The 24,802-nt window shown below is 72.6% G+C and carries 22 protein-coding genes; 8 read left to right on the forward strand and 14 right to left on the reverse strand.

Annotation, left to right across the window (positions count from 1 at the left end; translation table 11 throughout):
• Window positions 1-25 precede the first annotated feature (25 nt).
• The 3 genes from ACFTZC_RS15350 to ACFTZC_RS15360 form a co-directional block, all read right to left on the reverse strand.
• On the reverse strand, window positions 26-2,884 hold the full coding sequence (locus tag ACFTZC_RS15350) for a beta-L-arabinofuranosidase domain-containing protein (protein WP_382889739.1): 2,859 nt from the start codon (window positions 2,882-2,884) through the stop codon (window positions 26-28).
• 232 nt (window positions 2,885-3,116) lie between these two features.
• Window positions 3,117-4,388 carry a glucarate dehydratase family protein gene (locus tag ACFTZC_RS15355; protein ID WP_382889741.1) on the reverse strand — a complete coding sequence of 424 codons (1,272 nt, stop codon included), beginning with the start codon at window positions 4,386-4,388 and terminating at the stop codon, window positions 3,117-3,119.
• Window positions 4,385-5,305 (reverse strand): 5-dehydro-4-deoxyglucarate dehydratase, encoded by a 921-nt coding sequence (locus ACFTZC_RS15360; protein ID WP_382889743.1) that lies wholly within the window; start codon window positions 5,303-5,305, stop codon window positions 4,385-4,387. The genes ACFTZC_RS15355 and ACFTZC_RS15360 overlap by 4 nt, the downstream gene beginning before the upstream one ends.
• Window positions 5,306-5,677: 372 nt before the next feature.
• On the opposite strand from ACFTZC_RS15360, the gene ACFTZC_RS15365 reads away from it, so the two are divergent.
• Entirely contained in the window at window positions 5,678-7,051 is a 1,374-nt protein-coding gene (locus ACFTZC_RS15365) for an MFS transporter (RefSeq protein WP_382889744.1), read from the forward strand.
• 48 nt (window positions 7,052-7,099) lie between these two features.
• Here the strand turns inward: ACFTZC_RS15365 and ACFTZC_RS15370 are convergent, their stop codons facing one another.
• Both ACFTZC_RS15370 and ACFTZC_RS15375 read right to left on the reverse strand, forming a co-directional pair.
• A complete protein-coding gene (locus ACFTZC_RS15370; RefSeq protein ID WP_382889746.1) occupies window positions 7,100-8,035 on the reverse strand; it encodes a zinc-binding dehydrogenase in 936 nt (311 codons plus the stop codon).
• A gap of 91 nt (window positions 8,036-8,126) precedes the next feature.
• The gene (locus ACFTZC_RS15375) at window positions 8,127-8,903 is read right to left on the reverse strand and encodes an SDR family NAD(P)-dependent oxidoreductase (protein WP_382889747.1); all 777 of its coding nucleotides are present in this window, start codon (window positions 8,901-8,903) and stop codon (window positions 8,127-8,129) included.
• Between the two features lie 190 nt (window positions 8,904-9,093).
• Here ACFTZC_RS15375 and ACFTZC_RS15380 point away from each other — a divergent pair, with 190 nt between their 5' ends.
• Entirely contained in the window at window positions 9,094-9,723 is a 630-nt protein-coding gene (locus ACFTZC_RS15380) for a TetR family transcriptional regulator (RefSeq protein WP_382889749.1), read from the forward strand.
• Between the two features lie 64 nt (window positions 9,724-9,787).
• Window positions 9,788-11,086, forward strand: a complete 1,299-nt coding sequence (locus tag ACFTZC_RS15385; RefSeq protein ID WP_382889751.1) for a hypothetical protein — start codon at window positions 9,788-9,790, stop codon at window positions 11,084-11,086.
• A 20-nt stretch (window positions 11,087-11,106) separates the two neighbouring features.
• Here the strand turns inward: ACFTZC_RS15385 and ACFTZC_RS15390 are convergent, their stop codons facing one another.
• Window positions 11,107-11,820 carry a GntR family transcriptional regulator gene (locus ACFTZC_RS15390; RefSeq protein ID WP_382889753.1) on the reverse strand — a complete coding sequence of 238 codons (714 nt, stop codon included), beginning with the start codon at window positions 11,818-11,820 and terminating at the stop codon, window positions 11,107-11,109.
• A 239-nt stretch (window positions 11,821-12,059) separates the two neighbouring features.
• Between ACFTZC_RS15390 and ACFTZC_RS15395 the strand changes: the two genes are divergently transcribed.
• From ACFTZC_RS15395 to ACFTZC_RS15405, 3 genes are all read left to right on the forward strand, one after another.
• The gene (locus tag ACFTZC_RS15395) at window positions 12,060-13,457 is read left to right on the forward strand and encodes an MFS transporter (RefSeq protein WP_382889755.1); all 1,398 of its coding nucleotides are present in this window, start codon (window positions 12,060-12,062) and stop codon (window positions 13,455-13,457) included.
• Complete coding sequence (locus ACFTZC_RS15400) at window positions 13,454-14,488, forward strand: L-idonate 5-dehydrogenase (protein ID WP_382889757.1); 1,035 nt, start codon at window positions 13,454-13,456, stop codon at window positions 14,486-14,488. Before ACFTZC_RS15395 ends, ACFTZC_RS15400 begins: the two co-directional genes overlap by 4 nt.
• A gap of 114 nt (window positions 14,489-14,602) precedes the next feature.
• Window positions 14,603-14,977: a DUF779 domain-containing protein gene (locus tag ACFTZC_RS15405; RefSeq protein WP_382889759.1), complete on the forward strand. Its 375-nt coding sequence runs from the start codon at window positions 14,603-14,605 to the stop codon at window positions 14,975-14,977.
• Window positions 14,978-14,995: 18 nt separating this feature from the next.
• Here the strand turns inward: ACFTZC_RS15405 and ACFTZC_RS15410 are convergent, their stop codons facing one another.
• The 8 genes from ACFTZC_RS15410 to ACFTZC_RS15445 form a co-directional block, all read right to left on the reverse strand.
• The gene (locus tag ACFTZC_RS15410; protein WP_365816244.1) at window positions 14,996-15,190 is read right to left on the reverse strand and encodes a hypothetical protein; all 195 of its coding nucleotides are present in this window, start codon (window positions 15,188-15,190) and stop codon (window positions 14,996-14,998) included.
• A 112-nt stretch (window positions 15,191-15,302) separates the two neighbouring features.
• A complete protein-coding gene (locus tag ACFTZC_RS15415; protein ID WP_382889762.1) occupies window positions 15,303-16,172 on the reverse strand; it encodes a phosphatidylinositol-specific phospholipase C/glycerophosphodiester phosphodiesterase family protein in 870 nt (289 codons plus the stop codon).
• Window positions 16,173-16,289: 117 nt separating this feature from the next.
• A complete protein-coding gene (locus tag ACFTZC_RS15420) occupies window positions 16,290-17,501 on the reverse strand; it encodes an acyl-CoA dehydrogenase family protein (protein WP_382889764.1) in 1,212 nt (403 codons plus the stop codon).
• Window positions 17,498-18,712 (reverse strand): acyl-CoA dehydrogenase family protein, encoded by a 1,215-nt coding sequence (locus ACFTZC_RS15425; protein WP_382889766.1) that lies wholly within the window; start codon window positions 18,710-18,712, stop codon window positions 17,498-17,500. Before ACFTZC_RS15425 ends, ACFTZC_RS15420 begins: the two co-directional genes overlap by 4 nt.
• Window positions 18,709-19,677 (reverse strand): NADPH:quinone oxidoreductase family protein, encoded by a 969-nt coding sequence (locus tag ACFTZC_RS15430; RefSeq protein ID WP_382889768.1) that lies wholly within the window; start codon window positions 19,675-19,677, stop codon window positions 18,709-18,711. Before ACFTZC_RS15430 ends, ACFTZC_RS15425 begins: the two co-directional genes overlap by 4 nt.
• A 74-nt stretch (window positions 19,678-19,751) precedes the next feature.
• The gene (locus ACFTZC_RS15435) at window positions 19,752-20,342 is read right to left on the reverse strand and encodes a helix-turn-helix domain-containing protein (RefSeq protein WP_382889770.1); all 591 of its coding nucleotides are present in this window, start codon (window positions 20,340-20,342) and stop codon (window positions 19,752-19,754) included.
• An 81-nt stretch (window positions 20,343-20,423) separates the two neighbouring features.
• Window positions 20,424-20,786 (reverse strand): DUF5133 domain-containing protein, encoded by a 363-nt coding sequence (locus ACFTZC_RS15440; protein ID WP_382889772.1) that lies wholly within the window; start codon window positions 20,784-20,786, stop codon window positions 20,424-20,426.
• A 112-nt stretch (window positions 20,787-20,898) separates the two neighbouring features.
• The gene (locus ACFTZC_RS15445) at window positions 20,899-22,197 is read right to left on the reverse strand and encodes an alpha/beta fold hydrolase (RefSeq protein WP_382889774.1); all 1,299 of its coding nucleotides are present in this window, start codon (window positions 22,195-22,197) and stop codon (window positions 20,899-20,901) included.
• A gap of 244 nt (window positions 22,198-22,441) precedes the next feature.
• On the opposite strand from ACFTZC_RS15445, the gene ACFTZC_RS15450 reads away from it, so the two are divergent.
• Window positions 22,442-23,617 (forward strand): ABC transporter ATP-binding protein, encoded by a 1,176-nt coding sequence (locus ACFTZC_RS15450; protein ID WP_382889776.1) that lies wholly within the window; start codon window positions 22,442-22,444, stop codon window positions 23,615-23,617.
• Window positions 23,618-23,824: 207 nt separating this feature from the next.
• Complete coding sequence (locus ACFTZC_RS15455) at window positions 23,825-24,799, forward strand: acetylxylan esterase (protein WP_382889778.1); 975 nt, start codon at window positions 23,825-23,827, stop codon at window positions 24,797-24,799.
• Window positions 24,800-24,802: the final 3 nt, after the last annotated feature.

Below are 24,802 nucleotides of genomic sequence, written 5' to 3' on the forward strand. Positions count from 1 at the left end.
GCCCGAGGTCAGTTGATGTACAAGGTCAGTTGACGTACGAGGCATTCCGCGCCGTTCTCACCACGGTGTCGCCGTCGGTCCGGCCGAGCAGGCCCGCGGAGCGCCACGCGTCCACGGTGCTCCGCACCCGCGCGACGAGCGCCTCCTTGTCACGGAACGGGGCCCCGGCCCAGATCTCGTCGAGGAGGGTCGTGCCGTCGGGCCGCGCCGGGTTGGCGACGCCCGAGTCGGAGTTCCCGAGCACGACCCGGGGTTCGTCCCGGCGGAAGTAGACATGGGCCGGGTCCTCGGTCCCCTCGAAGAAGGGGGCGAACTCCGTGCCGTCGAGGGTGTGGTGGAGCGGCTTGCCCGGTACCGGGGTGAGGGTGGGCAGGAGGTCTCCGGAGAGCGCGGCGTTGCGGTAGAACCCGAAGCGCCGGTAGGTCGTGGCGGGGTCGCGCGCGACCAGGTTGACCGGCCCGTGGAAGAGGGCGTGGAGGGTCGGGTCGTCGGGCGTCGCCTCGGTCCGGAGCCGGAAGGGCACCGTGACCCGGACGGTGTCCCCGGCGCGCCAGGTGCGGGAGATGGCGAAGTAGGCGCCGGGCTGCGGCTGCCCCGCCACCGGGGTGCCGTTGACGGTCACCCGGAAGTCGGGGCCCGCCCAGGAGGGCACGCGCAGCCGCAGCTCGAACGCGCCGGCGCCGCCGATGGTCAGGGTGGAGCCCTGTTCCCTGGGGTAGTCGGTCGTCTGCGTCACGGTGACGCCCCGCTCGGCCCAGGTCAGGGTGGACGGGCTGTACAGGTTGACGTAGAGGGCGCTGTTGTCGGCCGTCCTGAAGTAGACGGAGTCCTGGTATTTGGTGGCGCTCTCCATCCCGGTGCCCTCGCAGCAGGTGGTGCCCGCCTTCGGTGTGTAGTCGCGGACATGGCCGGGTGTCAGCCCGATGAAGTACGTGACCAGCGGCTTCTCGCCGTCCGCGGTGTCCTGTTTGGAGCCGAGGACCTGGTTGTACAGGGCGCGTTCGTAGTACTCCATGTACTTCGGGTCCGGCTCGTGGAAGAAGAGCAGCCGGCTCAGCTTGAGCATGTTGTACGCGCAGCAGCTCTCGGCGGTGGTGGCGCTGATCGTTCCGGCCACGGATCCCCGGGCCCGCCAGAACTCGCCGGTGCTGGTGCCGCCGATGGCGTACATCCGGGTGGGGACGACCATGTCCCAGAAGTTCTTCGCGGCGGCGAGGTAGCGGGCCTCGCCCGTCGCGTCGTGGAGCCGCAGGAGCCCGGTGAGGACGGGGATGTGCTGGTTGGCGTGGAGCCCGTCCAGGATGTCGCGGTTCGCGGCGCAGGCGTCGATGAGCGAGTCGAGGTCGAACAGCCGGGCGAGGGCGAGGTGTTCGGCCTTGCCGGTGAGGGCGTGGAGATCGCAGACCGCCTCGACCAGGCCGCCGAACTCACCGCTGGAGAAGAGGCCCCACATGCGCTGCAAGGTGGCGGCGGGCAGCCGGGACAGCCGGGAGTACATCCAGTCGCACAGGCCCGAGGCCAGGTCGAGCGCCGGCGCGTCGCCGGTGTACAGGTGGGCGTCGAGCAGGCCCCGGAGGATCTTGTGCGCGGTGTAGTACGGCGCCCACACGACCGTGTAGTCGCTGGCCGTCATCGACTCCAGCGTGATGAACTGGGTCTCCGGGTAGGCCGCGAGGAACCCGGGGTGGCTCGGGCCGCCCCAGGTGCGGCGCACGGTGGCGTCCAGGCCGCGCGCCGAGCCGTCGGCGACGGTGGAGCCCGAGGTCTCGTCGAAGGCGTACGACACCAGATCGCCCCGGCCCGGGGAGGCGTCGGCGGCCCGCCTGTCCTGCAGCTCCGCGATCTCGCGCGCAGTGAGGGCGCGCGCCCAGGCGTTGAACTCGTCGAAGGCCCCGGCGAACACCGGGTCGCCCGGAAAGTTCGAGCGGCCGAGCCAGTGGTTGCGCAACGGGCCCAGTACCGCCGGGTCGAGGGTCATCCCCGTACGGCGTCCGACGGCGGTCCCGTTGACGTAGAGCACACCGGTGCCGCCGCCGATCGTGACGGCCAGATGGCTCCACCGGTCCAGTGGGAGTTCCGCGGTGCCGTCGATGCCCTGCTCGCCCGCGGGGCCCCCGGTCGTGAGGGCGAAGCGGGGCACCCCGTTCGCGTTGCGGGCGGCGAGGTAGAGGTAGCGGGTGGTGTCGTCGCCGAAGTCGAGGACCCGGGCCCAGGCCGCGTGGTGGGTGGGCTTCACCCAGGCGGACAGGGTGACGGCCGGGGCGCCGCCGAGGATGCCGGCGGGCAGGTCGACGTACCGGTAGGAGCCGCGGACGTGTTCCGCCGCGGTGCCGAACCGGCCGGCCACGCCGAGCACCGCCGGCGCGGCCCTGAGCGCCGCCCTGACCTCGGTGAGGGCGCCGGTCAGGTAGCTGATCCGGTCGGCGTACACCTGGTCACTGGTGCCGGCGTAGGACTGGGCGAGCATCGTCAGGAAGTGGCCGGTGTAGTGGCCGCGGAGGTTGCCGTTGGCCTCGCCGTCGAGGCCCTCCCAGCCGCCGGGAGCGACCGCGCCGCGGGTCGGCAGCCCGGCGTTGGCGCGGAAGACCTGGAGGAGCCGGTCCACGTCGTAACCACGGCCGTGGTCGAGCATGAACTGGCGTTTCGTGGCGAAGACGCCCCGGCCGAGCGTCACGTCCCCGAGCGCGAAGGGGCGCACCGCCCAGGTGGGCGGGGCCGGGAGGGCCGCGGCGGCGGAGTGGCCGGCGGCAGCGGAGGAGGCTTCGGAGACGGCGGAGGAGGAGCCGGCGGAGGCGCTGGAGAATCCCGATGCCGCCGCGGCGAGTACCGCGGTCCGGAGCATGCCGCGCCGGGAGAGGGGCGGCGGTGGTGGTGGCGGTGACATGAGGGGTCCTCATCTCTGCGACTGGGGAGGCGGCCATGAGCTCGGAGACGGGTCTGTCTCCTTGAGGGGCACCATCCGTTCGGGATACCGAACGCCGTTCTGAGTTCCGGTCAGAAGATAGATTCGGAAAGCGGGCGCGTCAACGCTCGCGTCAGGGCCCGGCGGCGTCTCCCGCACCGCCGGGCCCGCTCCTTCGCTTCTCCCTCTCCTGCCGCCCCGCCCTCCGCCTCACCTACCAGCGCGGGATGGTGGCCCGGTAGGTGGGGTGGATGGTGCGCATGTAGCCGGTGTCGTCCCGGTTGCGCAGACCGCAGCTCAGATACTGCTCGTGCAGGGTCCCCAGGGCGTCCCGGTCGAGCGTGACACCGAGGCCGGGGGTGGTGGGCACCTCCACCGAGCCGTCCTTGAACGTCAGGACGCCGGGCTCGATGACGTCCTCGGTCTTCCATGGCCAGTGGGTGTCACAGGCGTAGGTGAGGTTCGGGGTGGCGGCCGCGAGATGGGTCATCGCCGCGAGGCTGATGCCCAGATGCGAGTTCGAGTGCATGGACAGGCCCATGCCGAAGGTGTCGCAGATCCCGGAGAGGAGCTTGGAGCGGCGCAGGCCGCCCCAGTAGTGGTGGTCGGAGAGGATGACCTGTACGGCGTCCACCGCGACCGAGGGGTGTAGTTCGTCGAAGGCCACGACGCACATGTTGGTCGCCAGCGGCATCGACACCTCGCGGGCGACGGCGGCCATGCCCGCGATGTCCGGCGTGGGGTCCTCCAGATACTCCAGCACACCGTCGAGCGCCTGCCCGACCTTGACGGAGGTGGGCACCGTCCACGCCGCGTTCGGGTCGAGCCGCAGCGGGTGGTCGGGGAACTCGGCGCGCAGCGCCCGTACCGCCTCGATCTCCTCCTCGGGCGGCAGGACCCCGCCCTTGAGCTTGATGGCGGTGAACCCGTACGCGTCGACCATGCGCCGGGCCTGGGCCACGATGCCCTCGGGGTCCAGGGCCGCGCCCCATGCGTCGGGCTCGGCGTCGGGGTGGGCGGCCCACTTGTAGAACAGGTAGGCGCTGAACGGCACCGCCGGGCGCACCGCGCCGCCGAGGAGATCGGAGACCGGGCGGCCGCAGGCCCGCCCCTGGATGTCGAGCAGGGCGACCTCGAACGGGGAGAACACCCGGTCGACGGTGCTGCTGGTGGTGACCATCCCGGTCAGACCGGAGCCGCCGACGCCGCCGACGCGGGCGATGACCTCGCCGACGATCCGGTGCAGCTCCTCGGTGGCGTAGACGTCGAGTCCGGCGATCCGGTCCGCGACCGCCCGGAGCCGTTCCAGATGCCTGGCGTCGGCGTAGGTCTCGCCGAGCCCGGTGAGCCCGCCGTCGGTGTGCACCTCGACGATCGCGCGCAGGGCGTACGGCTCGTGGACGCCGACCGAGTTGAGGAGCGGCGGGTCCCGGAAGGCGACCGGGGTGATGGTGACGGCGGAGATCCGCAGCTGCTCGGCGCTCATGCGCTGGTGCTCCTTGCCAGTTCGAGTCCCCGCTCCAGGAGCGAGGCGAGTTCGTCGAGGTCCTCCCGCGTGGGTTCGGTCAGCGGTGCGCGCACCGGCCCCACGTCGAGGCCGCGCAGCCGCACGCCGGCCTTGACCAGGGAGACCGCGTACCCCGGGACCTTGTCCCGCAGGGCGACCAGCGGGTGGAAGAAGCCGGCCAGCAGGGCGTCGGCGCGCTTGTCGTCGCCGGTGGTCACCGCCTGGTGGAAGGCCAGGGAGATCTCCGGGGCGAAACAGAAGACGGCGGACGAGTAGAGCGGGACACCGATGGCCCGGTAGGCGGGGACGGTGACCTCGGCGGTGGGGAGCCCGTTGAAGAACTGGAAGGGCTTGGCGCTGTCGCGCAGCGACGCGCGGATGGCGACGACGGTGCGGGCCAGGGTCTCGATGTCGCCCACGCCGTCCTTGAAGCCGACCACGTGGTCGATCGCGGCGACCTCCACGGCGGCGCGGGGGCCGAACCGGGCGTTGGCCCGGTTGTAGACGATGAGGGGCAGTCCGGCCGCCTCCGCGACCTCCCGTACGTACCGCACCAGTCCGTCCTGATCGGCGTTGACCAGGTACGGCGGCAGCAGGAGCAGTCCGTCGGCGCCGTTCTCACGTGCCGTGACGGCGAGGTCGACCGCCATCGGGAGCGCGCCGCCGACGCCCGCGTACACGGGAACCGCCCCGTTCACGGCCTCGACCGCGGTGCGTACGACGTCGGTGTGTTCCCGGGGCGACAGGGCGTGGAACTCCCCGGTGCCGCAGGCGGCGAAGACCGCGCCCGCGCCGGCTTCCACCCCTGCCCGTACATGGGCGTCGAGGGTCTGTGGGTCGAGAGCGCCGTCGGGTGCGAAGGGGGTGACCGGAAAGAACAGCACTCCGTCAAGCATGAGACTCCGTTCAGGTATGTGTCCGAGATCTATGTTCATGTATTCGTCACCGAACTTAGGCCGCCCCGCGGGAAACCGTCAAGCGGTCACACCACCACCCCCTCGCCTCTGACGTGGGACCTTGCACCTCATGGACACACGGTGGCGGTCCCGCGAGATTCCACGGGAAACCATTGACCGGGTGGACACACGACCGTAACGTGTCCACACGTGTGACAGATGTTCACATACATATACGACCGAGCCGGACGCCGGGACGGTCGGGGCGCGGCGCGCCCCGCCCTCGCGAGCGGAGTCTGGCCTTCGCGGTCGACGGCCCGGGCACCGGACCTATCTGTCATGCCGTCACGCCAATCGAAGTGGGAGACAACGATGGTCCCGCAGCCTCTTGCGAAGAGCCCCAAGAGCGAACCGAGCGAACCGGACGCGGAGAGCCGTGCGGTCGGCAAATTCCTCCGCCGCATGCTGCCCATTCTGGTGCTGATGCTCCTGGTCAACCAGATGGACCGGACGAACGTCGGGTTCGTCCAGGACGAGCTGAGGGCCGACGTCGGGGTGAGCGCCACCGCCTACGGCCTCGGCGCCGGCCTGTTCTTCATCGGGTACGCCCTCTTCGAGGTCCCGAGCAACATGCTCATGGAACGCTTCGGCGCCCGGGTCTGGCTGACCCGCATCATGATCACCTGGGGCGCGGTGATCCTGGCGATGTGTCTCATCCACAATGTGACGACGTTCTACGTCCTGCGTTTCCTCCTCGGTGTCACGGAGGCGGGCTTCTTCCCCGGCGTGCTCCTCTACTTCACCCAGTGGCTGCCGGACTCCAGCCGGGGCCGGGCCAGCGCGATCTTCCTGGGCGGCTCCGCCACGGCCTACATCGTGACCGGCCCGATCACCGGGGCGCTGCTGGAGATGCACGGGGTGGCCGGATTCGCCGGCTGGCGCTGGATGTTCGCGATCGAGGGCGTCTTCTCCATCGTGGTGGGGATCGTCGCCGGATTCTTCCTGGTCTCCAAGATCGGTGACGCGCGCTGGCTCACACAGGAGGAGAAGGACGCGCTGAGCGCGGCGGTCGCGCGCGACCAGGAGTCCCGCAGCCGGGCTCCGAAGGTGTCGAGGATGCGGCTCCTGGTCCACCCCCAGGTCGCCCTGCTGACCGCGGTCTTCTTCGCGATGGCCCTCACCGGCTACGCGATCACGTTCTGGCTGCCGAGCCTGGTGGCGGAGATCGGCGGGCTCTCGCCCTTCCAGATCGGGCTGCTCTCCGCCATCCCGTGGATCTGCGCGGTGATCGCCATGTACTCGATGAGCCACTTCACGGACCGCGCCCCGGACCGCCGGCCCTATCTCGCGATCGCGCTCGTCCTGTCGGCGGTGGGCTCCTTCCTCGCCACCCTGGGCTCCCCCTGGTTCGGGCTCGCCGCCATCACCCTGGCGGCGGTCGGCGGCAAGTGCGCGGCCACGCTGTTCTGGCCGATGGCGCAGTCCGGGCTCGATCTGAAGATCGCCGCGGCCGGGCTGGCGGTGGTCAACTCGCTGGGCAACCTGGGCGGGTTCGTCTCCCCCACCCTCTTCGGCTACCTCAAGGACACCACCGGCAGTACGCACGGCGGTCTGTACGCGCTCGCGGTGGCATCCGTGCTGGCCGCGTTCGGTGTCGCCTTCATGCGCCGGCCCGGCGGCCCGGCGGCCCGTACGGGCGAACCGGACGCGGCCGGGCGGGCGGTGGCGGCCGGCGAGGCGCGGTAGGCGCGCCGTCCGACCCGGGTCTCCTCCCGGGTCGGACGGGGCCGAACGCTACAGCAGGGCGACGGCGCGGCCGGCCAGCTCGCCGCTCGTGAGCTTGCCGATGTACTCGGGGATCCGGTCGAACGGGATCGGTACGGTGTGGGAGCGCAGGGCGCCGGTGGCGATGAGGCCGAGGACGGCCTCCGCCTCGGACTTCTCCCCGTTGGAGGCGCCGACGAGGGTGATCTCCTTCATCGTGATCTTCTGCATGGAGAGGGTGGCCGTCTCACGGGCCAGACCGATCTGCACGATCCGGCCGCCGTGCCGGACGGCGTCGACGGCGGAGGCGGTGGTCGTACCGAACCCGGCGAAGTCGATGACGACGTCGAGTCCGGCGTCCTCGAAGTCACGGATGTCGGCGGAGACACCGCCGACCCCGAGCTCCCTGGCCCGCTCCCAGGCGGACTCGTTCACCTCGGCCACGTACACGGTGGCCCCGGCCGCCTTCGCGATCTGCGCGCCGAGCGAGCCGAGACCGCCGAAGCCGATGATGCCGACGTTCATCCCGGCCGCGACATGCCCGAACGTCTCGACGGCGCGGTAGGCCGTACGGGCCGCGTCCATGGCGGGCGCGGCCTGTTCGAAGTCGACGGCGTCCGGCACATGGACGGCGAGCCGCGCCTCGACCGCGGTGTACTCCGCGAATCCGCCGTCGACCGCGGTGCCCGGCCCCTCCGTGGTGGCCGGGATGCCGACCCGGTCGCCGACGGCGAAGCCGGTGACGCCCTCACCGACCGCGGTGACGATCCCGGCGGTCTCGTGGCCGAGCACGATCGGGATGTGCCCGAGCAGCGAGGTGATGGTGCCGTCGATGAAGCTGACGTCGCTGTGACAGATCCCCGCCGCCTTGACGGCGAGGACGATCTCGCCCGCGGCCGGGGTCGGTTCGGGCAGCTCGACAAGCTGCAGGGGTTCGTTCACACCGGTGAACTGCCATGCCCTCATGGGTGTTTCTTCTTCCTCTGGTGGTACGTGGTGGCCCGGCCGGAGCGCGCCGCGGTGGCGGCGCCGGTCCCGCCGGGACCGGTGGTGATCGTCAGCGGACGCTGGTCAGGCCGCCGTCGACGGGCAGGAGCTGCCCGGTGATGAAGTGCGAGGCGTCGCTCGCGAGGAACACCAGCACGGGCGCGAGATCGGCGTCGGCGTCGCCGAACTTCCCGCCGAGCGGGATCGACTTCGCGATCTCGGCGTCGTACGCCGCGAGTTCCTCCGGGCCGAGCGAGCCCCGGTACTTGTCGAACATCGGGGTGTTGACGTACGGGAGGACGGCGTTCACCCGTATCCCGTCCGGCCCCCACTCGCGGGCCACGGTGCGCGTCCAGGTGTGGACGGCGGCCTTCGAGGCCCCGTAGGTGGCGTTGGTGAGCTCGCCGGTGAACCCGGACATCGAGCCGAAGTTGACGATCGCGCCCGCGCCGGCCGGCCGCATGGCCCGGTAGGCCGCCTGGTTGGTGTGGATCGTGCCCAGCACATTGACCCGGAAGACCGACTCCCACAGCTCGTCCGTGATCTCCGCCGCGAGCGAGCTGCGCTGCAGGCCGGCCACGTTGACCAGCACGTCGAGGCCGCCGAGCGCGCCGGTCGCCTCGTCGAAGGCGGCGTCGACGGCGTCCTTGTCGGCGATGTCGGCGCGGCGGAACGTGACCGTCCCGGGCCCCTCCGCCGTCGCCTCGGCCGCGACGCGCGCACCGGCCTCCGGTGCGAGATCGAACGACCACACCCGCGCGCCCTCGCGCGCGAAGGCGCGCACGGTGGCCTCGCCGATGCCCTGGGAACCGCCGGTCACGATGACGCGTTTGCCGTCGAGTTGCATGGTTGAGCTCTCTTTCCCTTGCCGTGGGGCGCCGCGCCGCGCCGAGCACGGGAGTCCTCCCGTCCCACCGGGGGCTCCTCCCTCCGTCGAGTACGGTCCCCTCAGCACCGCGACGGGGTGCGCCTTCTATTCTGGTACTGAGTATCACAATGTACTCGCCCCTGACAGGGGGCGGGGGGACAGGACTGGCATGCACGCGACTCCACCACCGCCCCGGCGGCGGTCCCCCGGCCGGCCCGCGGTGTCGTCCCGGGAGGACATCGAGCGCGTCGCGATCCGCCTCTTCCTCGACCACGGCTACGCGGCGACCACGATCCCGATGATCGCCGAGGCGAGCGGGGTGAGCCGGACGAGTGTGTTCCGGTACTGGGGGACGAAGTCGGAGATCGTCTGGGGCACCTTCGACGTCCACACCCGGCGCCTCTCCGAACTCCTCGACGCCACGGACCCCGCGGAGCCGGCGATGCGCGCCGTCCGCGCGTGCGTCGTCAGGAACCTCGCGCTCTCCATCGAGGACTCCAGCCTGTGGATGGAACGCTTCGCGCTCCTCGACACCTCCCCCGACCTGCGGTCCGAGGAGTCCGCGCACTGGCTGAGCTGGGCGGCCGCCGTCACCGCGTTCGTCGCCCGCCGGCACGGCATACCGCCGGGCGGTGTGATGGCCCAGAGCATCGGCGGCGCCGTGCAGGCGGCGTTCCTCGCCGTACTGCGGAGCTGGCTCACCGAACCGTCGCCGTCCGCCGCCCTGCTCCCGGAACTCGACCGGGAGCTCGCCCCGCTCTGCGACCTCCTGCAGACATGGCTCGGCACCACCCACTGAGCAGGAGTGCCGGGGCCGCCCGGCGGCGGGACGGCGGCGCGGTCCCGCCCTCTACGATCATGCGATGCGAGAGCCGATATCGACAGCGCGCCGGCCACCGCGCCGGGCACGCCTCCTGGTCGCGGTGGTGGTCAGCCTCTGCGCACTGCTGGGCGCGGTGCGCCTGCTGGCACCGGCCACCGGGGGCGCGAAGGGCGAACCGTCCGGGATCGGGCCCCAACTGGCCTTCCTGCGCGCGGCCCTGGACGACGGCGCGGGCGAGGAGGCCCAGGAACTCTTCCCCGAGGGGTACTTCTTCCTGCATGTGCTGTACGGACTGAGCTGGGTCGAACGGGGCATGCGCGCACCGGAGACCGAGCGCCCCGGCGCGCTGCGGGAGGCACGGTGGGCGCTGGCCCGGCTGGACTCCACGCCGGGCCGCGCCCCGTTCAGCGAGGACCTCGTCCCGTCGTACGGCGTCTTCCACCGCGGCTGGAGCAACTGGCTGCGCGGCGGGGTGCTGGCGCTCCAGCCGGCCGGGCGGCGCGACCCGGCCGAGGTCCGGCGGTTCACCGCCGACTCCGCCGAGCTGGGCGCGGCGTTCGACGCCTCCGCCTCGCCGTACCTGGCGGCGTACCCGGGACAGGCGTGGCCGGTCGACTCGGTCGTGGCGATGGCCTCGCTGCGGCTGCACGACACACTGCTCCCGGCAACGACAGGCCCCCGGTACGGGAAGACCGCGGAGCGCTGGCTCCAGGGGGTACGCGGCCGGCTCGATCCGCGTACGGGGCTGCTCCCGCACCGGGTCGACCCGGTGGACGGCACCCCGGCCGAGGTGGCCAGGGGCAGTTCGCAGAGCCTCGTCCAGCGCTTCCTGGTCGACGTCGACCCGGACTTCGCCGCGGAGCAGTACGCGCGCTTCCGCGACCGGTACGTCGTCTCCCCGCTCGGCCTCGGCCCGACCGTACGGGAGTATCCGCGGGGGCTGGACGGTCCGGCCGACGTCGACTCCGGCCCGCTGCCGCTCGGGGTGAGCCTGTCGGCGACGGTGGTCACCATCGGCGCGGCCCAGGTCCACGGCGACGCCCCGCTCGCCGGGGCGCTGGCCAACTACAGCGAGCTGGCCGGGCTGCCGGTCCGGACGCCCTGGACCAAGCGGTACGCCTTCGGGCTGGTCCCGGTGGGCGACGCGTTCCTCGCCTGGTCGAAGACGGCACGCCCCTGGGTGACGCCCCCGCCGTCCCCGCCCCCGGCGAATGTCTCGCCGTACTGGCGGGTGCCGCTCCTGTCCCTGCTCCTGCTCCTCGGAGCGGTGCCCTGGCTCCCCGCCCTGCTGCGGCACATCCGCCGCCACCGGCGGCGGAACCTCCCGGCCGGTGTCTGAACAGCGCCTCCAGGGCGGCCCTATTCCCAGACGGCGATGTTGCGCCGTACCGGGACCGTGCCCGAGTCCGTGGCGAACAGCTCCGGCGAGCGGGCCCGGATGCGTTCGACGTCGTCGAAGACCGCCCGCAGATGGGTGCGCATGGCCGTACGGGCCAGGGTGACGTCCCCGGCGAGCACCGCTTCGAAGATCTCCACGTGCTGAGCGGCGAAACCGGCCGGTGACGCGGTGTGGTAGAGACCCAGGCGGCGCGCACGGTCGAGATGACCCTTGGCCGAGACCACGGTGGCCCAGGCGCTGCCGTGTCCGCTCAGCCGCAGGATGGCCTGGTGGAACGCCTCGTCCAGGGCGAAGAACTCCTCCAGGGCGAGGCCCGGCCGCTGCTGCTCGGCCAGGTTGGCGCGCAGTGCGTCGACGACCTCGGGGTCGAGTTCCGCGGGGAGGTCTTCCAGGGAGGCCAGCTCCACGGCCTCCCGGAGGAACTGGGCGTCGGCCACCTTGGCCGGGTCGACCCGTGAGACGAACGATCCCACCTGCGGAAAGACCTGGACCAAACCCTCGTGGGAGAGCAGGATCAGACTCTCCCTGACAGGGGTGCGGCTGACCCCGAGGGCCGCCGCCAGCTCGTTCTCGGACAGGGCTGCGCCCGGAGGGAGCTCAAGGGTCAGAACCTTGTGCCGCAACGTCTCGTAGACAGCGCGGCGGCTGGTCCGCTGCCGGTTCGATCGGGCCATGCGCTCATCGTATCGGGCGCTGACACGGCCCGTGCCCGGTCGATGGCGCTGTGCCGTTCCGATGGCGTCGTCCCATGTGGAACGAGTATTGCATCACTGGCCGACCAGTGCTTGTATACCAGCCATGTCGACCAGTTGTCCGGCGTGTGAACCGGTTGGCCGGCGGCGTACGGACCCCGAAGGAGCAGGCTCGCCCCTCTCCGACAGCCGACAGCACTTCCCCGAACAACGGAGTTCCCATGACGGACACCACGCGGACGGAGCCCACGGGCCCCGCGACGAGAACGACGCGTGATCTCACCAAGGCCGCCGTATCCGGCTGGCTGGGTACGGCGATGGAGTTCATGGACTTCCAGCTCTACTCGCTGGCAGCGGCCATCGTCTTCAACAAGATCTTCTTCCCGGACGTCAGCCCGGCGATCGGCCTGATCGCCGCCATGGCGACCTACGGTGTCGGGTACGTCGCCCGGCTCGCCGGGGCCGTCTACTTCGGGCGGATGGGCGACCGGATCGGCCGCAAGAAGGTCCTGTTCCTGACCATCCTGCTGATGGGGGCCTCCACCACGCTGATCGGCGCGCTGCCGACCTACGCCTCGATCGGCATCCTCGCCCCGATCCTGCTGGTCGTCCTGCGCCTGGTCCAGGGCTTCGGAGCCGGCGCCGAGATCGCCGGGGCCACCGTCATGCTCGCCGAGTACGCCCCCACCAAGCGCCGGGGCCTGGTCTCGTCGCTGGTGTCGCTCGGCACCAACTCCGGCACCCTGGCCGCGTCCGGCCTGTGGGCGATCCTGCTCGCCGTGCTCAGCGAGGAGCAGCTGCTCTCGTGGGGCTGGCGGCTCCCGTTCCTGCTGAGCTTCCTCCTGATGATCTTCGCGGTCTGGCTGCGCAGGAACCTCAAGGAGAGCCCGGTCTTCGAGGAGCGGGCCGACGTGGTCGACGGTGTCGCCATGTCCCGCGACGAGGTCGAGACCGTCCTGACCGACTCCGCCCTGGACGAGAAGCAGGAGAGCGTCCTGGAGGCCGGGATCCGCCAGCGCAAGGGCAAGGCGTTCTTCCTCGCCCTCGGACTGCGGTTCGGCCAGGCCGGCAACTCGGGGCTGATCCAGACGTTCCTCGTCGGCTACATCGCCACGACGCTCCACGCCGAGCGGTCCGTGCCGACCGACGCGATCGTGTACGGCTCGCTGCTGGGCTTCCTCACCGTGCCGCTGGTCGGGATGCTCGGGGACCGCTTCGGCCGCCGCCCGATGTATGTCGCGCTCACCCTGCTGACCATGGCCTTCGCCTTCCCGATGATGCTGCTCATCACCTCGGACAGCACCTCCGCCCTGATGCTCGGCATGGTCCTCGGGCTCAACGTCGGTGTCCTCGGGCTGTTCTCGCTGGAGAGCGTGACGATGGCCGAGCTGTTCGGCTCCCGGACCCGCTTCACCCAGCTCGCCCTGGCCAAGGAGATCGGCGGCATCCTCGCCACCGCCATCGGGCCGGTCGTCGCGGCGACCCTCACCGCCGTCACCGGGAGCTGGTGGCCGATCGCGGCGATGCTCGTCGTCTACTCGCTGATCACCCTGGTCTCCGCGTACCTCGCCCCCGAGACCCGCGGCCGCGACCTGGTCCGGCTGGAGGACGCCGCATGAGGGCCGTCGTCGTCCACGGTGCCGGAGACCTCCGTATCGACGAGCGTCCCGACCCCGTGCCGGGCGAGGGGGAAGTCCTCCTCGCGATGGAGTGGGGCGGGATCTGCGGGTCCGACGTCGCCTACTGGAAGCACGGGGCGTCCGGGACCGCCGCGCTCGCGCACCCCCTGGTGCTCGGTCACGAGGTCGCGGGACGGATCGCCGCGACCGGCGCGGGGGTCGGCGGACTGCGTGCCGGACAGCCCGTCACCGTGCACCCGGCCGAGCCGGTCGGCAACGGCCCGCTGCCGGACCGGATCGCCGGCCGCACCAACCTCCACCCGCGGATCCGGTACTTCGGTTCCGCCGCCTTCGACCCGCACACCGACGGCGGGTTCAGCGAGTACCGGGTGGTCCGGGCGGGCCAGATACGGCCGCTGCCGGACGGCGTGGACACCGAGCACGGCGCCCTCGCCGAGCCCCTCGCCGTGGCGCTGCACGCCGTGCACCGCGCCGGAGACATCCGGGGCAAGGCCGTGCTGGTCAACGGCTGCGGCCCGATCGGGGCGCTGGTCGTGGCGGCGGCGAAGCACCGGGGCGCCGCCGCGGTGATCGCCTCGGACCTCTCCGCGGCGTCGCTCGCCGTCGCCCGCGCCATGGGCGCGGACGAGACGCGCGACCTCGGCGCGGGCGCGGTGCTCCCCGACGATGTCGAGGTGGCCTTCGAGGCGTCCGGCGCCCCGGCGGCGCTCGGCCCCGTCCTGCGGGCGACGGCGCGCGGCGGCACCCTCGTCCAGGTCGGTAACCTGCCGGGCGCCGCCGTGTCCGCGGCCCTCGGTGACCTGGTGACCCGGGAGATCAACTGGGTCGGCTCGTACCGCTTCGTGGAGGAGATCGACGACGCGCTGCTGGCGATGCGGGACGGTCTGGACGTCTCCCCCGTGATCACCCACCGCTTCGGCCTCGACCGGGCCGGGGAGGCGCTGGCCGTCGCCGCCGATCCGGCGAGCGGCAGCAGCAAGGTGATGCTCAGGCTCGGCCGGGACGGGTAGAAGGGGAGACAGGACCGGGGGTTGGTCGCGCCGCGGTGCAACCCCGGCGCAACCTCACGGCGGGTTGACTGGTTCTCCTGACGACCGGTTCCCTTCCTCCGCAGAGGCGGCGAGATGAACTACGAAGTGAGTTCCCCCGAGACGCCCCTGGTCGTGCTGACGCCCGCGGCCGCCGAGTTGATCCGGCGGCTGCGGGCGGACCACGGGCCGTTGATGTTCCATCAGTCGGGCGGCTGCTGCGACGGCAGCGCGCCCATGTGCTATCCGGACGGCGAGTTCCGTACCGGCGGCTCCGACGTGCTGCTCCATTCCCTGGAGGTCGAGGGCGTCGCCGAGCCGGTCCCGTTCTGGATGTCGGTGAGCCAGTACGAGGTGTGGCGTCACACCCGGCTCATCGTCGACGTGGTCGCGGGGCGCGGCAGCGGCTTCTCCCTGGAGGCCCCCGAGGGCGTACGCTTCCTGATCCGCTCGCGGCTGGTCGGTACGTGACCGCCGGGCGCCCACCGGTCAGGGGTTGAGGCTGGAGACCACCCCGGCCGTGGTGGAGATCCCGTTGGCGATGGTCGGCGCCATGCTTGTGCCCGCGAGGAAGAATCCGAGCAGGGCGCAGACCAGCGCGTGCGAGAACTTCAGTCCGCCGCTGCGCAGGAAGACCACCGCGAGAATCGCCAGAAGCAGCACCACTGAAATCGAAATGGCCATCGCCAAACCTCCTCCGCCGCACGGGAATCGCGGCATTCGGCCGCCAGTGTGGCGGAGGAGGGGGCCGGTACGGCCGACTGGCGTGTCCGCCGTACGGGTGGTTGACGCGGGGTTACGGCCGGGCGGTGCGCAGAAAGCGTTCGAGACCCGCGAGGTCGTCGGTGTTGAGGTGGTCCACACCGGCGGCGAGCAGTTCGCTCCAGACGGCGTCCCGCGCGGGCCCCGGAAGGTCGGGGGTGGCCCAGAAGCGCAACCGCTGCCCGTGGGAGTGCGCGGCACCGGCGAGACGCCACAGTTCGGCGCGCTCGGCGGCGGGGAACGGGCCGGCGCCCTGCCAGCTGAAGCTCTGCGTCCAGTTGGTGCTGATGAGCGGGACGAAGGAGGCGGGCGCGGCGGTCCCGAGGTCGTCGAGCCGCCCGTCGTAGAAGGCGTACCGCACGCGCTGCGCCTCCATCGGTACGCGGGCCGCGCGGTCGCCGGAGATGACCGGGGTGACCGCGCCGGGGCGTACCGAGCCGTGGGCGTACGTGGTCAGCATCGAGCGGTAGCGGGCGAGTTGGCGGTGCAGCTCGGTGTACGCGGCGGCGCCGTCCGTCTTGATGTCGATGAGCAGTTGCACCGGGCGGTGGTATCCCCGGTGGACGGAGCCCCCGTTCGCGCGGACCCGGGCGAGGAGCGGGTCGAGGTAGAGCGAGGCGAGGGTACGGGCCGGGTCGAGTTCGGTGGCCTCGTGGGCGACCAGCAGTTCGCCGTCGACCAGGAAGATGTCGGCCTCGACGCTGGTGAAGCCGTGCGCCAGCGCGTCGAGGAGCGGGCGCGGGTGGAGGTAGTCGTTGTGGGCGTGGGCGCGGCGCAGCGGCCGGGGACCCTGACCGCCGCCTCCCGTCCGGGCGGCGGCCCGGGCGTAGGCGGGGGCCGCGACGACCCCCGCGAGCGCGGCGGTGAGCGTGCTGACGGCTCTGCGGCGGGTGGTGAGGGCCATGATGCCTCCGGGACGGGACGCGCTGAGGCGCGGCGGGCACGGTCCTGGTGAGTATCGCCCTGTCATGCCTGAATCAAGGCTGTGCCGCGCAGTGTTCGTCCACCCGCCATCCGCGATTCAGCCACCCGCGGGGCCCCTCCCCGGCGCGCCGCCGGTCACCTGGACGCGCCATTCCGGCCCGGGGAGGTCCGCCAGGCCGGCCAGGCGTTCCCGGTGTGCGCCGGGCGAACCGAGCGCGCTCTCGTCGGACTTGGCGCGCTTGAGGTACAGGTGCGCGGGGTGCTCCCAGGTCATGCCGGTCCCGCCGTGGAGCTGGACGCACTCCTCGGCGGCGTGGACGGCGACGCGCCCGCAGTACGCCTGGGCGACGGCCACGGCGAGCGGGGCCCCGGGGTCGCCGGTGGCGAGCGCGTCGGCGGCGTTGCGGGCGGCGGCGCGGGCCGAGACGACCTCCAGCCAGAGCTGCGCCATCCGGTGCTTGAGAGCCTGGAAGGAGCCGACGGGGCGGTTGAACTGGTGGCGCTCGCGGGTGTGCCGGACGGTCTCCTCCAGGCACCACTCGGCGAGGCCGAGCTGTTCGGAGGCGAGCAGTCCGGCGCCGGCCAGCAGTCCGCGCCGTACGGCGGCCTCCCCCGTGGCGGCGTCGGCGATCCGGATGCCGTGGCCGGCCGGGACCGTGACGGTGGCGAGCGGGCGGGTCAGGTCGAGCGGTGTCAGCGGCTCGACGGTGACACCGGGCGCGGCCGTCTCGACGGCGTACAAACCGTCGGCGCGCGGGACGAGCAGCACATCGGCGCGTACGGCGTCGGCGACGGCGCTCACCGTGGTCGTCGCCTCCGCCGGGTCCCCGGCGGCCACGGCGTCCCCCGCGAAGGGCAGCGGCGCGTCCGGGGCGGTGGTGAGCGGCAGGGCGAGCACGGCGGTACGGTGGCCGCTCGCCAGCGCGGTGAGGAGCCCGGCGACATCCGTGGACTCGGTGCTCTCCCCGTCACAGCCGAGCAGGGTCTCGGTCGCCACCACCGAACTGGTGAGGTAGGGCGCGGGGGTGACGGCGCGCCCCAGCTCCTCCAGGACGACCGCGGCCTCCCGGTGGCCCGCGCCCTGGCCGCCCAGCTTCTCCGGGACGAGCAGCCCCGCCACGCCGATCCCGGCGGTGAGCGAGGTCCACAGCCCGGGATCGTAGGGGTCGCCGGACTCGGCGCGGGCGAGGGTGGCCGGCAGGTCGGCCCGGTCGGTGAGCAACGACCGTACGGCGGCCCGCAGATCGTCCTCGGTCTCCGAGTAGAGCAGGTCGGGGGAGGCCGCGGCGGGGGCGGGCTGCGTGGTCACCGGGTCAGGTCCTTCCAGGGGACGTCCTTGTCGTTGCGCGGCTCCGGGGGCAGGCCGAGGACGCGTTCGGCGACGATGTTGAGGAGGACCTCGCTCGTACCGCCCTCGATGGAGTTGCCCTTGGACCGCAGATAGCGGTATCCGGCGTCGCGTCCGGTGAAGTCGACCAGTTCGGGCCTGCGCAGGGTCCAGTCGGAGTACAACAGGCCCTCTTCGCCCAGGAGTTCCACCTCCAGGCCGCTGATCTCCTGGTTGAGGCGGGCGAAGGCGAGTTTCATCCCGCTTCCCTCGGGCCCCGGTTGGCCCGCGACGAGCTGCTGGCGCAGCCGCTCGCCGGTGAGCCGGGCGACCTCGGCCTCCACCCAGAGGGTGAGCAGCCGCCGGTGCAGATCGTGGGTGCGCAGCTCCGGCCGCTCGCGCCAGGTGGCGGCGGCCTTGCCGATCATGCCGCCCTCGCGGGGCAGGCGCGCGCCGCCGATCGAGACCCGTTCGTTCATCAGCGTGGTCTGCGCGACCTTCCAGCCCTCGCCGATCGCGCCGAGCCGGTGGGCGTCGGGGATGCGGACGTCGGTGAGGAAGACCTCGTTGAACTCCGCCTCGCCGGTGATCTGGCGCAGCGGCCGTACCTCGACGCCCGGGGCGGTCATGTCGCAGAGGAAGTAGCTGATGCCCTGGTGTTTGGGCAGCTCGGGATCGGTACGGGCGATGAGGATGGCCCAGCGGGCGAGATGGGCGCTGGACGTCCACACCTTCTGTCCGTTCACGATCCAGTCGCCGGTGTCCTGGCCGCCGCCCTCGCGCACCGCGCGGGTGCCGAGGGCCGCCAGGTCGGAGCCCGCGCCGGGCTCGCTGAAGAGCTGGCACCACACCTCCTCGCCGACCCACAGGGGCCGCAGGAAGCGCTCCTTCTGCTCCCGGGTCCCGTACCGCAGGATGGTCGGCGCGGCCATGCCGAGACCGATGCCGATCCGCCGGGGGTCGTTGTCGGGCGCGCCGGCGGCGGCGAGTTCGGCGTCCACGACCGCCTGGAGGGAGCGCGGCGCGTCGAGTCCGCCGAGTCCGGCCGGGTAGTGCACCCAGGCGAGTCCGGCGTCGAAGCGCGCCCTGAGGAAGTCGGTGCGCCCGGTGGTGGCCGGCGGGTGTCCGGCCAGCAGTTCCCTGGTACGGGAACGGAGTCCGGCGGCGTCGGGGACGTCGGCGGCAGCGGTCACCGGAGGTCCCCTGCCGGGAGAACGACCACCCGGCCCGTGGTGGCGCCGTCGGCGACGCGCTGCACGGCGTCGGCGCCGCCCTTCATCTCGGCCCGCTCGCTGATGAGCGGCCGGATCGCGCCCCGGGCCGCCAGCGCGGTCAGCTCCTCGTGGCAACGCGCCACCGCGGAGGGGTCCTTGGAGTTGTAGAGGCCCCAGTGGAGCCCCATGATCGTGTAGTTCTTCACCAGCGCGTGGTTGAGGGCGGGGCTCGGGATCGTCCCGCTCGCGAAGCCGACGACGACGATCCGGCCCTCGAAGGCGACGCTCTTGGCGGACGCGGTGTACGCGTCGCCGCCCACCGGGTCGTAGACGACGTCCGCGCCCCGGCCGCCGGTGGCCTCCTTGACGGCCGCGACGATGTCGTCCGTGCGGCGGTCGATGACCACGTCGCACCCCATCTCCCGGGCCACCGCGGTCTTGTTGCGGCCTCCGGCGACCCCGATGACGGTGGCCCCCGCCGCCTTGCCGAGCTGGACGGCGGCGCTGCCGACGCCGCCGGCCGCGGCGTGTACGAGCAGGGTCTCCCCCGGTTTGATGGCGGCCCGCCGGTGCAGGGCGAACCAGCCGGTCTGGTAGCCGATGTGGAGCGCGGCGGCCTCGGCGTCGTCCAGTGTGCCGGGCGCGGGCAGCAGCGCCGCCTCGTCGGCCAGGACGTACTCGGCCAGGCCGCCGTGCGGCAGTTCCGGTGTGGCGATGACGCGGCGGCCGTCCTCGGTCTCGCCGCAGATCTCCACGCCCGGGGTGAAGGGCAGCGGCGGCCGTACCTGGTACTGGCCCCGGCAGAGCAGGGCATCCGGGAAGTTGATGTTCGCCGCCCTGACCCGCAGCCGGACCTGCCCGGCACCGGGCACCGGAAGCTCGGTCTCCTCCAGCCGCATCACCTCCGCGGGCTCGCCGTTCCTGTGCACGCGCCATGCCAGCATTCGGGCCTCCACACACGGGGTCGGTACTCCCTGTGCATACTAAGCGGTCGCTTGTCGTGCTGGGAACAGCCCGCTCAGGACGTCTTCGGCCGCGCCCTCACATGCATCCGCTCGCCCTGCGGGCCGAAGAGGCTCAGGAATTCCACGGGCGCCTCCCCGGCCGGGCCGAACCAGTGCGGGACCCGCGTGTCGAACTCGGCCGCCTCGCCCGGGCCCATCACCACATCGTGGTCGCCGAGCCGCAGCCGCAGCCGCCCGGAGAGGACGTACAGCCACTCGTACCCCTCGTGGGTCCGCTGCTCCTCGTCGCAGTGGTCGGGCGTGTTCTCCGCCACCACCTTGTACGCCCGCAGGCCGCCCGGCCGGCTGGTGAGCGGCAGCATCGTACGGCCGCCGCGCACGATCGGCTTGGAGCGGATCCGGGGGTCGCCCACCTCGGGCGCGCCGACCAGTTCGTCGAGCGGTACCTGGTGGGCGCGGGCGATGGGCAGCAGCACTTCGAGGCTGGGCCTGCGGTGGCCGGACTCCAGCCGGGAGAGGGTGCTCACGGAGATGCCGGTGGCGGCGGAGAGCGCGCCCAGGGTGGCCCCGCGCTCGCGCCTGATCCGGCGCAGCCGGGGTCCCACCTGGTTCAGCACATCGTCGAGCCGGGGGTCTTCGTCCATCCGTACATTGCAGAAACCGCACGCCCGTTTGTCAATCCGGCACGGCGCCGGCCGGGCGTCTCCGGGACCGCGGCGGGGCGCTCAGCCGTCCGCCCGGGCCGCGTCCGCCCGGGTCCTGCCCGCCCGTCTCCCGTCCGGCCTCGTCCGGTCCGGCCTCGTACGGTCCGACGCCGTACCGTCCGAGCCCGTACGGTTCGGCCCCGTACCGTCCGGCTCCGTACCGTCCGGGAAGATCGGGACCGGCCGGATCCTGCGCAGATACGCCTCCGCCTGCCAGATCGCCTCCCGCGCGGTGCGCTGTCCCATGAGGACGCAGAGGGTGTACGCCACGTCCTCGAAGCGTCTGCGGGTCGTCACGTCCAGCGGATCGACGAGCACCAGCCGTTCCCAGGCCCGGTAGCGGGCCAGGAGATCGGCGACAAGATGTCTGTCCGGCAGCAGCATGTCCACCACCTCCGCTTCGGCGGGGACCGGTCGTCGCGCACAGCCTGACACAGTCCCCTGAGCGTCATTCTCCCCCCGGCGCGCCGCATCCGCGCGGCGGGCCCCGGAGGGCTCAGCTCTCGCCGCGGGCCAGCGCCAGCAGCCGGTCCAGGACGCGCGGGCCGCCCGCCCGTACCCCGTCGTGCTCGAACTCGTCGGTGACCCAGGTGCGCAGGCCGCGGATGGCGCGCGCGGTGCGCAGCGAGTGCTCCGTGTCGACGTACATGTCGTCGTGGTAGACGGCCGCCGCGACGGGCACCTCGTTGGCGGCCAGCCGCGCCGTGTCGTACAGGGCGGGCCAGTCGCTGCGGGCGGCGAGCAGTTCGGCGGACTCGCGCAGGGGGCGCAGCGCCGGGTCGCTCTCGAAGTGCCAGGGGTGGACGGACTCGCCGGTGAAGTAGAGCGGGCCCTCCCCGGCGAGGGTCTTGGCGGCGTCGAACCGGGCGAACTCGCCCCGTACCCGCTCGGCGGCCCAGTCGGTGGCCGAACCGCCCTGCGCGTAGATCGCCTCGTGGACCAGCGCGTACAGCGGGTGTCCGGCGAAGGAGAGGGCCGAGGCCACGCTCTCCTGGAAGGCGTCGGAGAGGGCGGGGCCCTTGGGGGTGCGGACGAAGGCGTTCTCCAGCAGGTAGTGGAGCTGATGGCTGCCGTCCCCCGCGCCGAGCACGATGCCGAGGGACTGGAACGCCTCGGGGGTGAGGGTGTAGCCCCCGGGCAGGACCGGCCGGTGCTCGGCGACGTACCGCGCGACGGCGCGGGCCCGTTCGACGTCCTGGGGGTAACGGGCGTAGTGGGCCTCCACCTTGCGCGCGATCCGCGGGTACGCGGCGCGGTAGACCTCGTCCGCGGTGGCGTCCAGGGACGGCAGTCCCCCGGTGATCAGTACGGTGTCCAGCCCCTCGGGAGCGGCGCAGAGGTAGTGGGTGGCGCAGAAGCCGCCGAAGCTCTGGCCGAGTACGGTCCAGGGGGCGCCGCCGGTGAGCAGCGGGCGGATGGTCTCGCAGTCGCGGACGATGGAGTCGGCGCGGAAGTGGGCGATGTGGTCGGCCTGCGCGCGCGGGCCGCCGTGCAGCGGCAGGGTCTGCCGGTTGACGGGCGTGGAGAGGCCGGTGCCCCGCTGGTCGAGCAGGAGCACCCGGAACTCCGTCAGGGCGCGGCCGAGCCACGCCTGTCTGCCGGTGAACCGGCGCGCGCCGAAGCCGGGCCCGCCCTCCAGGTACACCAGCCAGGGCAGTTCCGCGCCGGCCCGCGCGCTCGACACGACCTCGCGCGCGAACAGCTCGATCCGCTCGCCGCCCGGATCGCCGTGGTCCAGCGGGACCGTGAAGCGGTGGTCGGTGAGGACGACGCCGGGCTGGCGGTAGCTGGTCAAGAAGGGCTCCTGTTTCTCGCGCCCCTAAGGCGGTCAGGCACCACCGGGGCAGTCACGCCGGACATTTCAGCACACGGTCGGCGAGCGCCTCGGCCCGCCCCGGTGGATACGGAGCGGGCACGGTGCGTGTTCAGCCGCCTCCGTCCCTCCGGACGCGGACGCCGGCGCCGACCGGGACGCGCGCGGTGCCCCGGACAGTCGCGGCCCGTGTGCGGGCGGGACCGGCCGCTCCTAGCGTGAGGTCATGATCCGGTTCGAGCAGGTCGGCAAGGTCTACCCGGACGGTACGGCGGCCGTGGACGACCTGTCCTTCGAGGTGCGCGAGGGCGAGCTGGTGACGCTGGTGGGGCCCTCCGGGTGCGGCAAGACGACCACCATGATGATGGTGAACCGGCTGATCGAGCCCACCTCGGGCCGGGTCCTCGTCGAGGGCCGGGACGTCTCCGGGGTCGACCCGGTGGCGCTGCGCCGCCGGATCGGCTATGTCATCCAGCAGGTCGGGCTGTTCCCGCACCGTACGGTCCTCGACAACACCGCGACCGTCCCCACGCTGCTCGGCTGGAAGAGGGCGAGGGCGCGCGAGCGGGCGGCGGAACTGCTGGAGCTGGTGGGGCTCGACCCGGCGACGTACGGTCCGCGCTACCCCGCGCAGCTCTCGGGCGGGCAGCGCCAGCGGGTCGGGGTGGCGCGCGCCCTGGCCGCCGATCCGCCGGTGCTGCTGATGGACGAGCCGTTCGGCGCGGTGGACCCGGTGGTGCGCGAACGGCTCCAGAACGAGTTCCTGAAGCTCCAGGCGACGGTGCGCAAGACGGTGCTGCTGGTGACCCACGACATCGAGGAGGCGGTACGGATGGGCGACCGCATCGCCGTGTACGGGGAAGGGCGCATCGAGCAGTTCGACACTCCGGGCGCGGTGCTCGGCACCCCGGCGACGCCGTACGTGGCCCGGTTCGTCGGTGCCGACCGGGGGCTGAAACGGCTCTCGGTGACCGCGGTCGAGACGGCCGATCTGGAGCAGCCGCCCGTCGCCAGGACCGGGGAGCCCGCGCGGGACGCGGCGGCGCGGATGCGTGCGGAGGGGGCCCGCTGGGCGGTGGTGCTGAACGACGCGGGCGAGCTGCACGGCTGGATCGCGGCGGGCGCGCCGGCCCGCGCGGGGACCGACGGGTCCGAGCCCGGCACGGTGGGGGACCACGCCCGGCGGATGGAGGCGTGGGTGCCGCTCGGCTCGCCGCTGAAGCAGGCGTTCAGCGAGATGCTCCAGCACGACGCGGGGTGGGTGGCGGTGCTGGACGGGTCGCGCTTCGCCGGGGTGCTGACCCCGGCCAAGCTCCACGAGGCGCTGCGCCGCTCGGTCGACGCGGACGCGCAGGGCATCGGCCGGGGCGAGGTCGACTTCGACTCGGTCTCGGACGCCTGAGATCTGTCGTGCGGACCGGGCGCGGGCCGTGGGCAGCAGGACTCAGGTCGTCCACGCCTGCCGCCGCGGCCCGGTGACCTGAGGTCGGCCGCACCGGCGGGTTCGCGCTCTTCTGCGATCCACGCTCCGGTCGTACGGTGTGATCACCTGCTGTCCAGTGGCCCGTTGGCCAGTTGCCCAGTCTTTTCCCTACCGAGGTGGTCCCGCATGCCCCAGGCCGATCTGCCCCTCGACCAGCTCCGGGTCTACCGGAGCGCGTCCGTGGAGCCCGAGGATTTCGACCAGTTCTGGGCGAAGACCCTCGCCGAGACCCGCGGCCATGATCTCGACGTGCGCTTCGAGCCCGTCCCGACCGCGCTGACGACGCTCGACGTCCTCGACGTGACCTTCGCCGGCTTCGGCGGCCACCCCGTCAAGGGCTGGCTCGTCCTGCCCGCGGGCACCCGTGAGCCGCTGCCCGTGGTGGTGGAGTACGTTGGGTACGGCGGCGGGCGCGGGCTGCCGCACAGTCATCTGCTGTGGGGGTCGGCCGGGTTCGCGCACTTCGTGATGGACACCCGGGGGCAGGGCGCCGGGTGGGACGGCGGCGACACCCCCGATCCGGTGGGCAGCGCCTCCTCCATACCGGGCTTCCTGACCCGGGGCATCGAGGACCCGCACGACTACTACTACCGGCGGCTGTTCACGGACGCGGTGCGCGCAGTGGAGGCCGCCCGGGCCCACCCGCTGGTCGACGCGGCGCGCACCGCGGTCGCCGGCGCCAGCCAGGGCGGCGGGATCACCCTCGCGGTGGCCGGTCTCGTACCGGACCTGGTGGCGGTGGCGCCGGACGTGCCGTTCCTCTGCGACTTCCCCCGGGCCACGACCATCAGCGCCCGGCATCCGTACCGCGAGGTGGGCCTCTACCTGAAGACCTACCGGGGCCGTACGGAGCGGGCGTGGCGGACGCTCAACTACTTCGACGGCGTGCACTTCGCGGCCCGCGGCCGGGCCCCCGCGCTGTTCTCGGTGGCCCTGGAGGACGAGACCTGCCCGCCGTCGACGGTGTTCGGCGCGTTCAACGCGTACGCGCACGAGGACAAGTCGATCGAGGTGTACGACTTCAACGACCACGAGGGCGGCGGCCCGTACCAGCAGGCCGCGCAACTGCGCTGGCTGCCGGAGCGGCTGCGGGCGGGCTGACGG

Origin of the sequence: Streptomyces sp. NPDC056987 (assembly GCF_042673865.1) — a bacterium.
In the GTDB taxonomy this organism is placed as follows: domain Bacteria; phylum Actinomycetota; class Actinomycetes; order Streptomycetales; family Streptomycetaceae; genus Streptomyces.

What these genes read in the sequence shown, in the direction of transcription:
- ACFTZC_RS15350 (WP_382889739.1), bottom strand. Translation starts at nt 2,884, where the DNA reads ATGTCACCGCCACCACCACCGCCGCCCCTCTCCCGGCGCGGCATGCTC.
- ACFTZC_RS15355 (WP_382889741.1), bottom strand. Translation starts at nt 4,388, where the DNA reads ATGAGCGCCGAGCAGCTGCGGATCTCCGCCGTCACCATCACCCCGGTC.
- ACFTZC_RS15360 (WP_382889743.1), bottom strand. Translation starts at nt 5,305, where the DNA reads ATGCTTGACGGAGTGCTGTTCTTTCCGGTCACCCCCTTCGCACCCGAC.
- ACFTZC_RS15365 (WP_382889744.1), top strand. Translation starts at nt 5,678, where the DNA reads ATGGTCCCGCAGCCTCTTGCGAAGAGCCCCAAGAGCGAACCGAGCGAA.
- ACFTZC_RS15370 (WP_382889746.1), bottom strand. Translation starts at nt 8,035, where the DNA reads ATGAGGGCATGGCAGTTCACCGGTGTGAACGAACCCCTGCAGCTTGTC.
- ACFTZC_RS15375 (WP_382889747.1), bottom strand. Translation starts at nt 8,903, where the DNA reads ATGCAACTCGACGGCAAACGCGTCATCGTGACCGGCGGTTCCCAGGGC.
- ACFTZC_RS15380 (WP_382889749.1), top strand. Translation starts at nt 9,094, where the DNA reads ATGCACGCGACTCCACCACCGCCCCGGCGGCGGTCCCCCGGCCGGCCC.
- ACFTZC_RS15385 (WP_382889751.1), top strand. Translation starts at nt 9,788, where the DNA reads ATGCGAGAGCCGATATCGACAGCGCGCCGGCCACCGCGCCGGGCACGC.
- ACFTZC_RS15390 (WP_382889753.1), bottom strand. Translation starts at nt 11,820, where the DNA reads ATGGCCCGATCGAACCGGCAGCGGACCAGCCGCCGCGCTGTCTACGAG.
- ACFTZC_RS15395 (WP_382889755.1), top strand. Translation starts at nt 12,060, where the DNA reads ATGACGGACACCACGCGGACGGAGCCCACGGGCCCCGCGACGAGAACG.
- ACFTZC_RS15400 (WP_382889757.1), top strand. Translation starts at nt 13,454, where the DNA reads ATGAGGGCCGTCGTCGTCCACGGTGCCGGAGACCTCCGTATCGACGAG.
- ACFTZC_RS15405 (WP_382889759.1), top strand. Translation starts at nt 14,603, where the DNA reads ATGAACTACGAAGTGAGTTCCCCCGAGACGCCCCTGGTCGTGCTGACG.
- ACFTZC_RS15410 (WP_365816244.1), bottom strand. Translation starts at nt 15,190, where the DNA reads ATGGCCATTTCGATTTCAGTGGTGCTGCTTCTGGCGATTCTCGCGGTG.
- ACFTZC_RS15415 (WP_382889762.1), bottom strand. Translation starts at nt 16,172, where the DNA reads ATGGCCCTCACCACCCGCCGCAGAGCCGTCAGCACGCTCACCGCCGCG.
- ACFTZC_RS15430 (WP_382889768.1), bottom strand. Translation starts at nt 19,677, where the DNA reads ATGCTGGCATGGCGCGTGCACAGGAACGGCGAGCCCGCGGAGGTGATG.
- ACFTZC_RS15435 (WP_382889770.1), bottom strand. Translation starts at nt 20,342, where the DNA reads ATGGACGAAGACCCCCGGCTCGACGATGTGCTGAACCAGGTGGGACCC.
- ACFTZC_RS15440 (WP_382889772.1), bottom strand. Translation starts at nt 20,786, where the DNA reads ATGCTGCTGCCGGACAGACATCTTGTCGCCGATCTCCTGGCCCGCTAC.
- ACFTZC_RS15450 (WP_382889776.1), top strand. Translation starts at nt 22,442, where the DNA reads ATGATCCGGTTCGAGCAGGTCGGCAAGGTCTACCCGGACGGTACGGCG.
- ACFTZC_RS15455 (WP_382889778.1), top strand. Translation starts at nt 23,825, where the DNA reads ATGCCCCAGGCCGATCTGCCCCTCGACCAGCTCCGGGTCTACCGGAGC.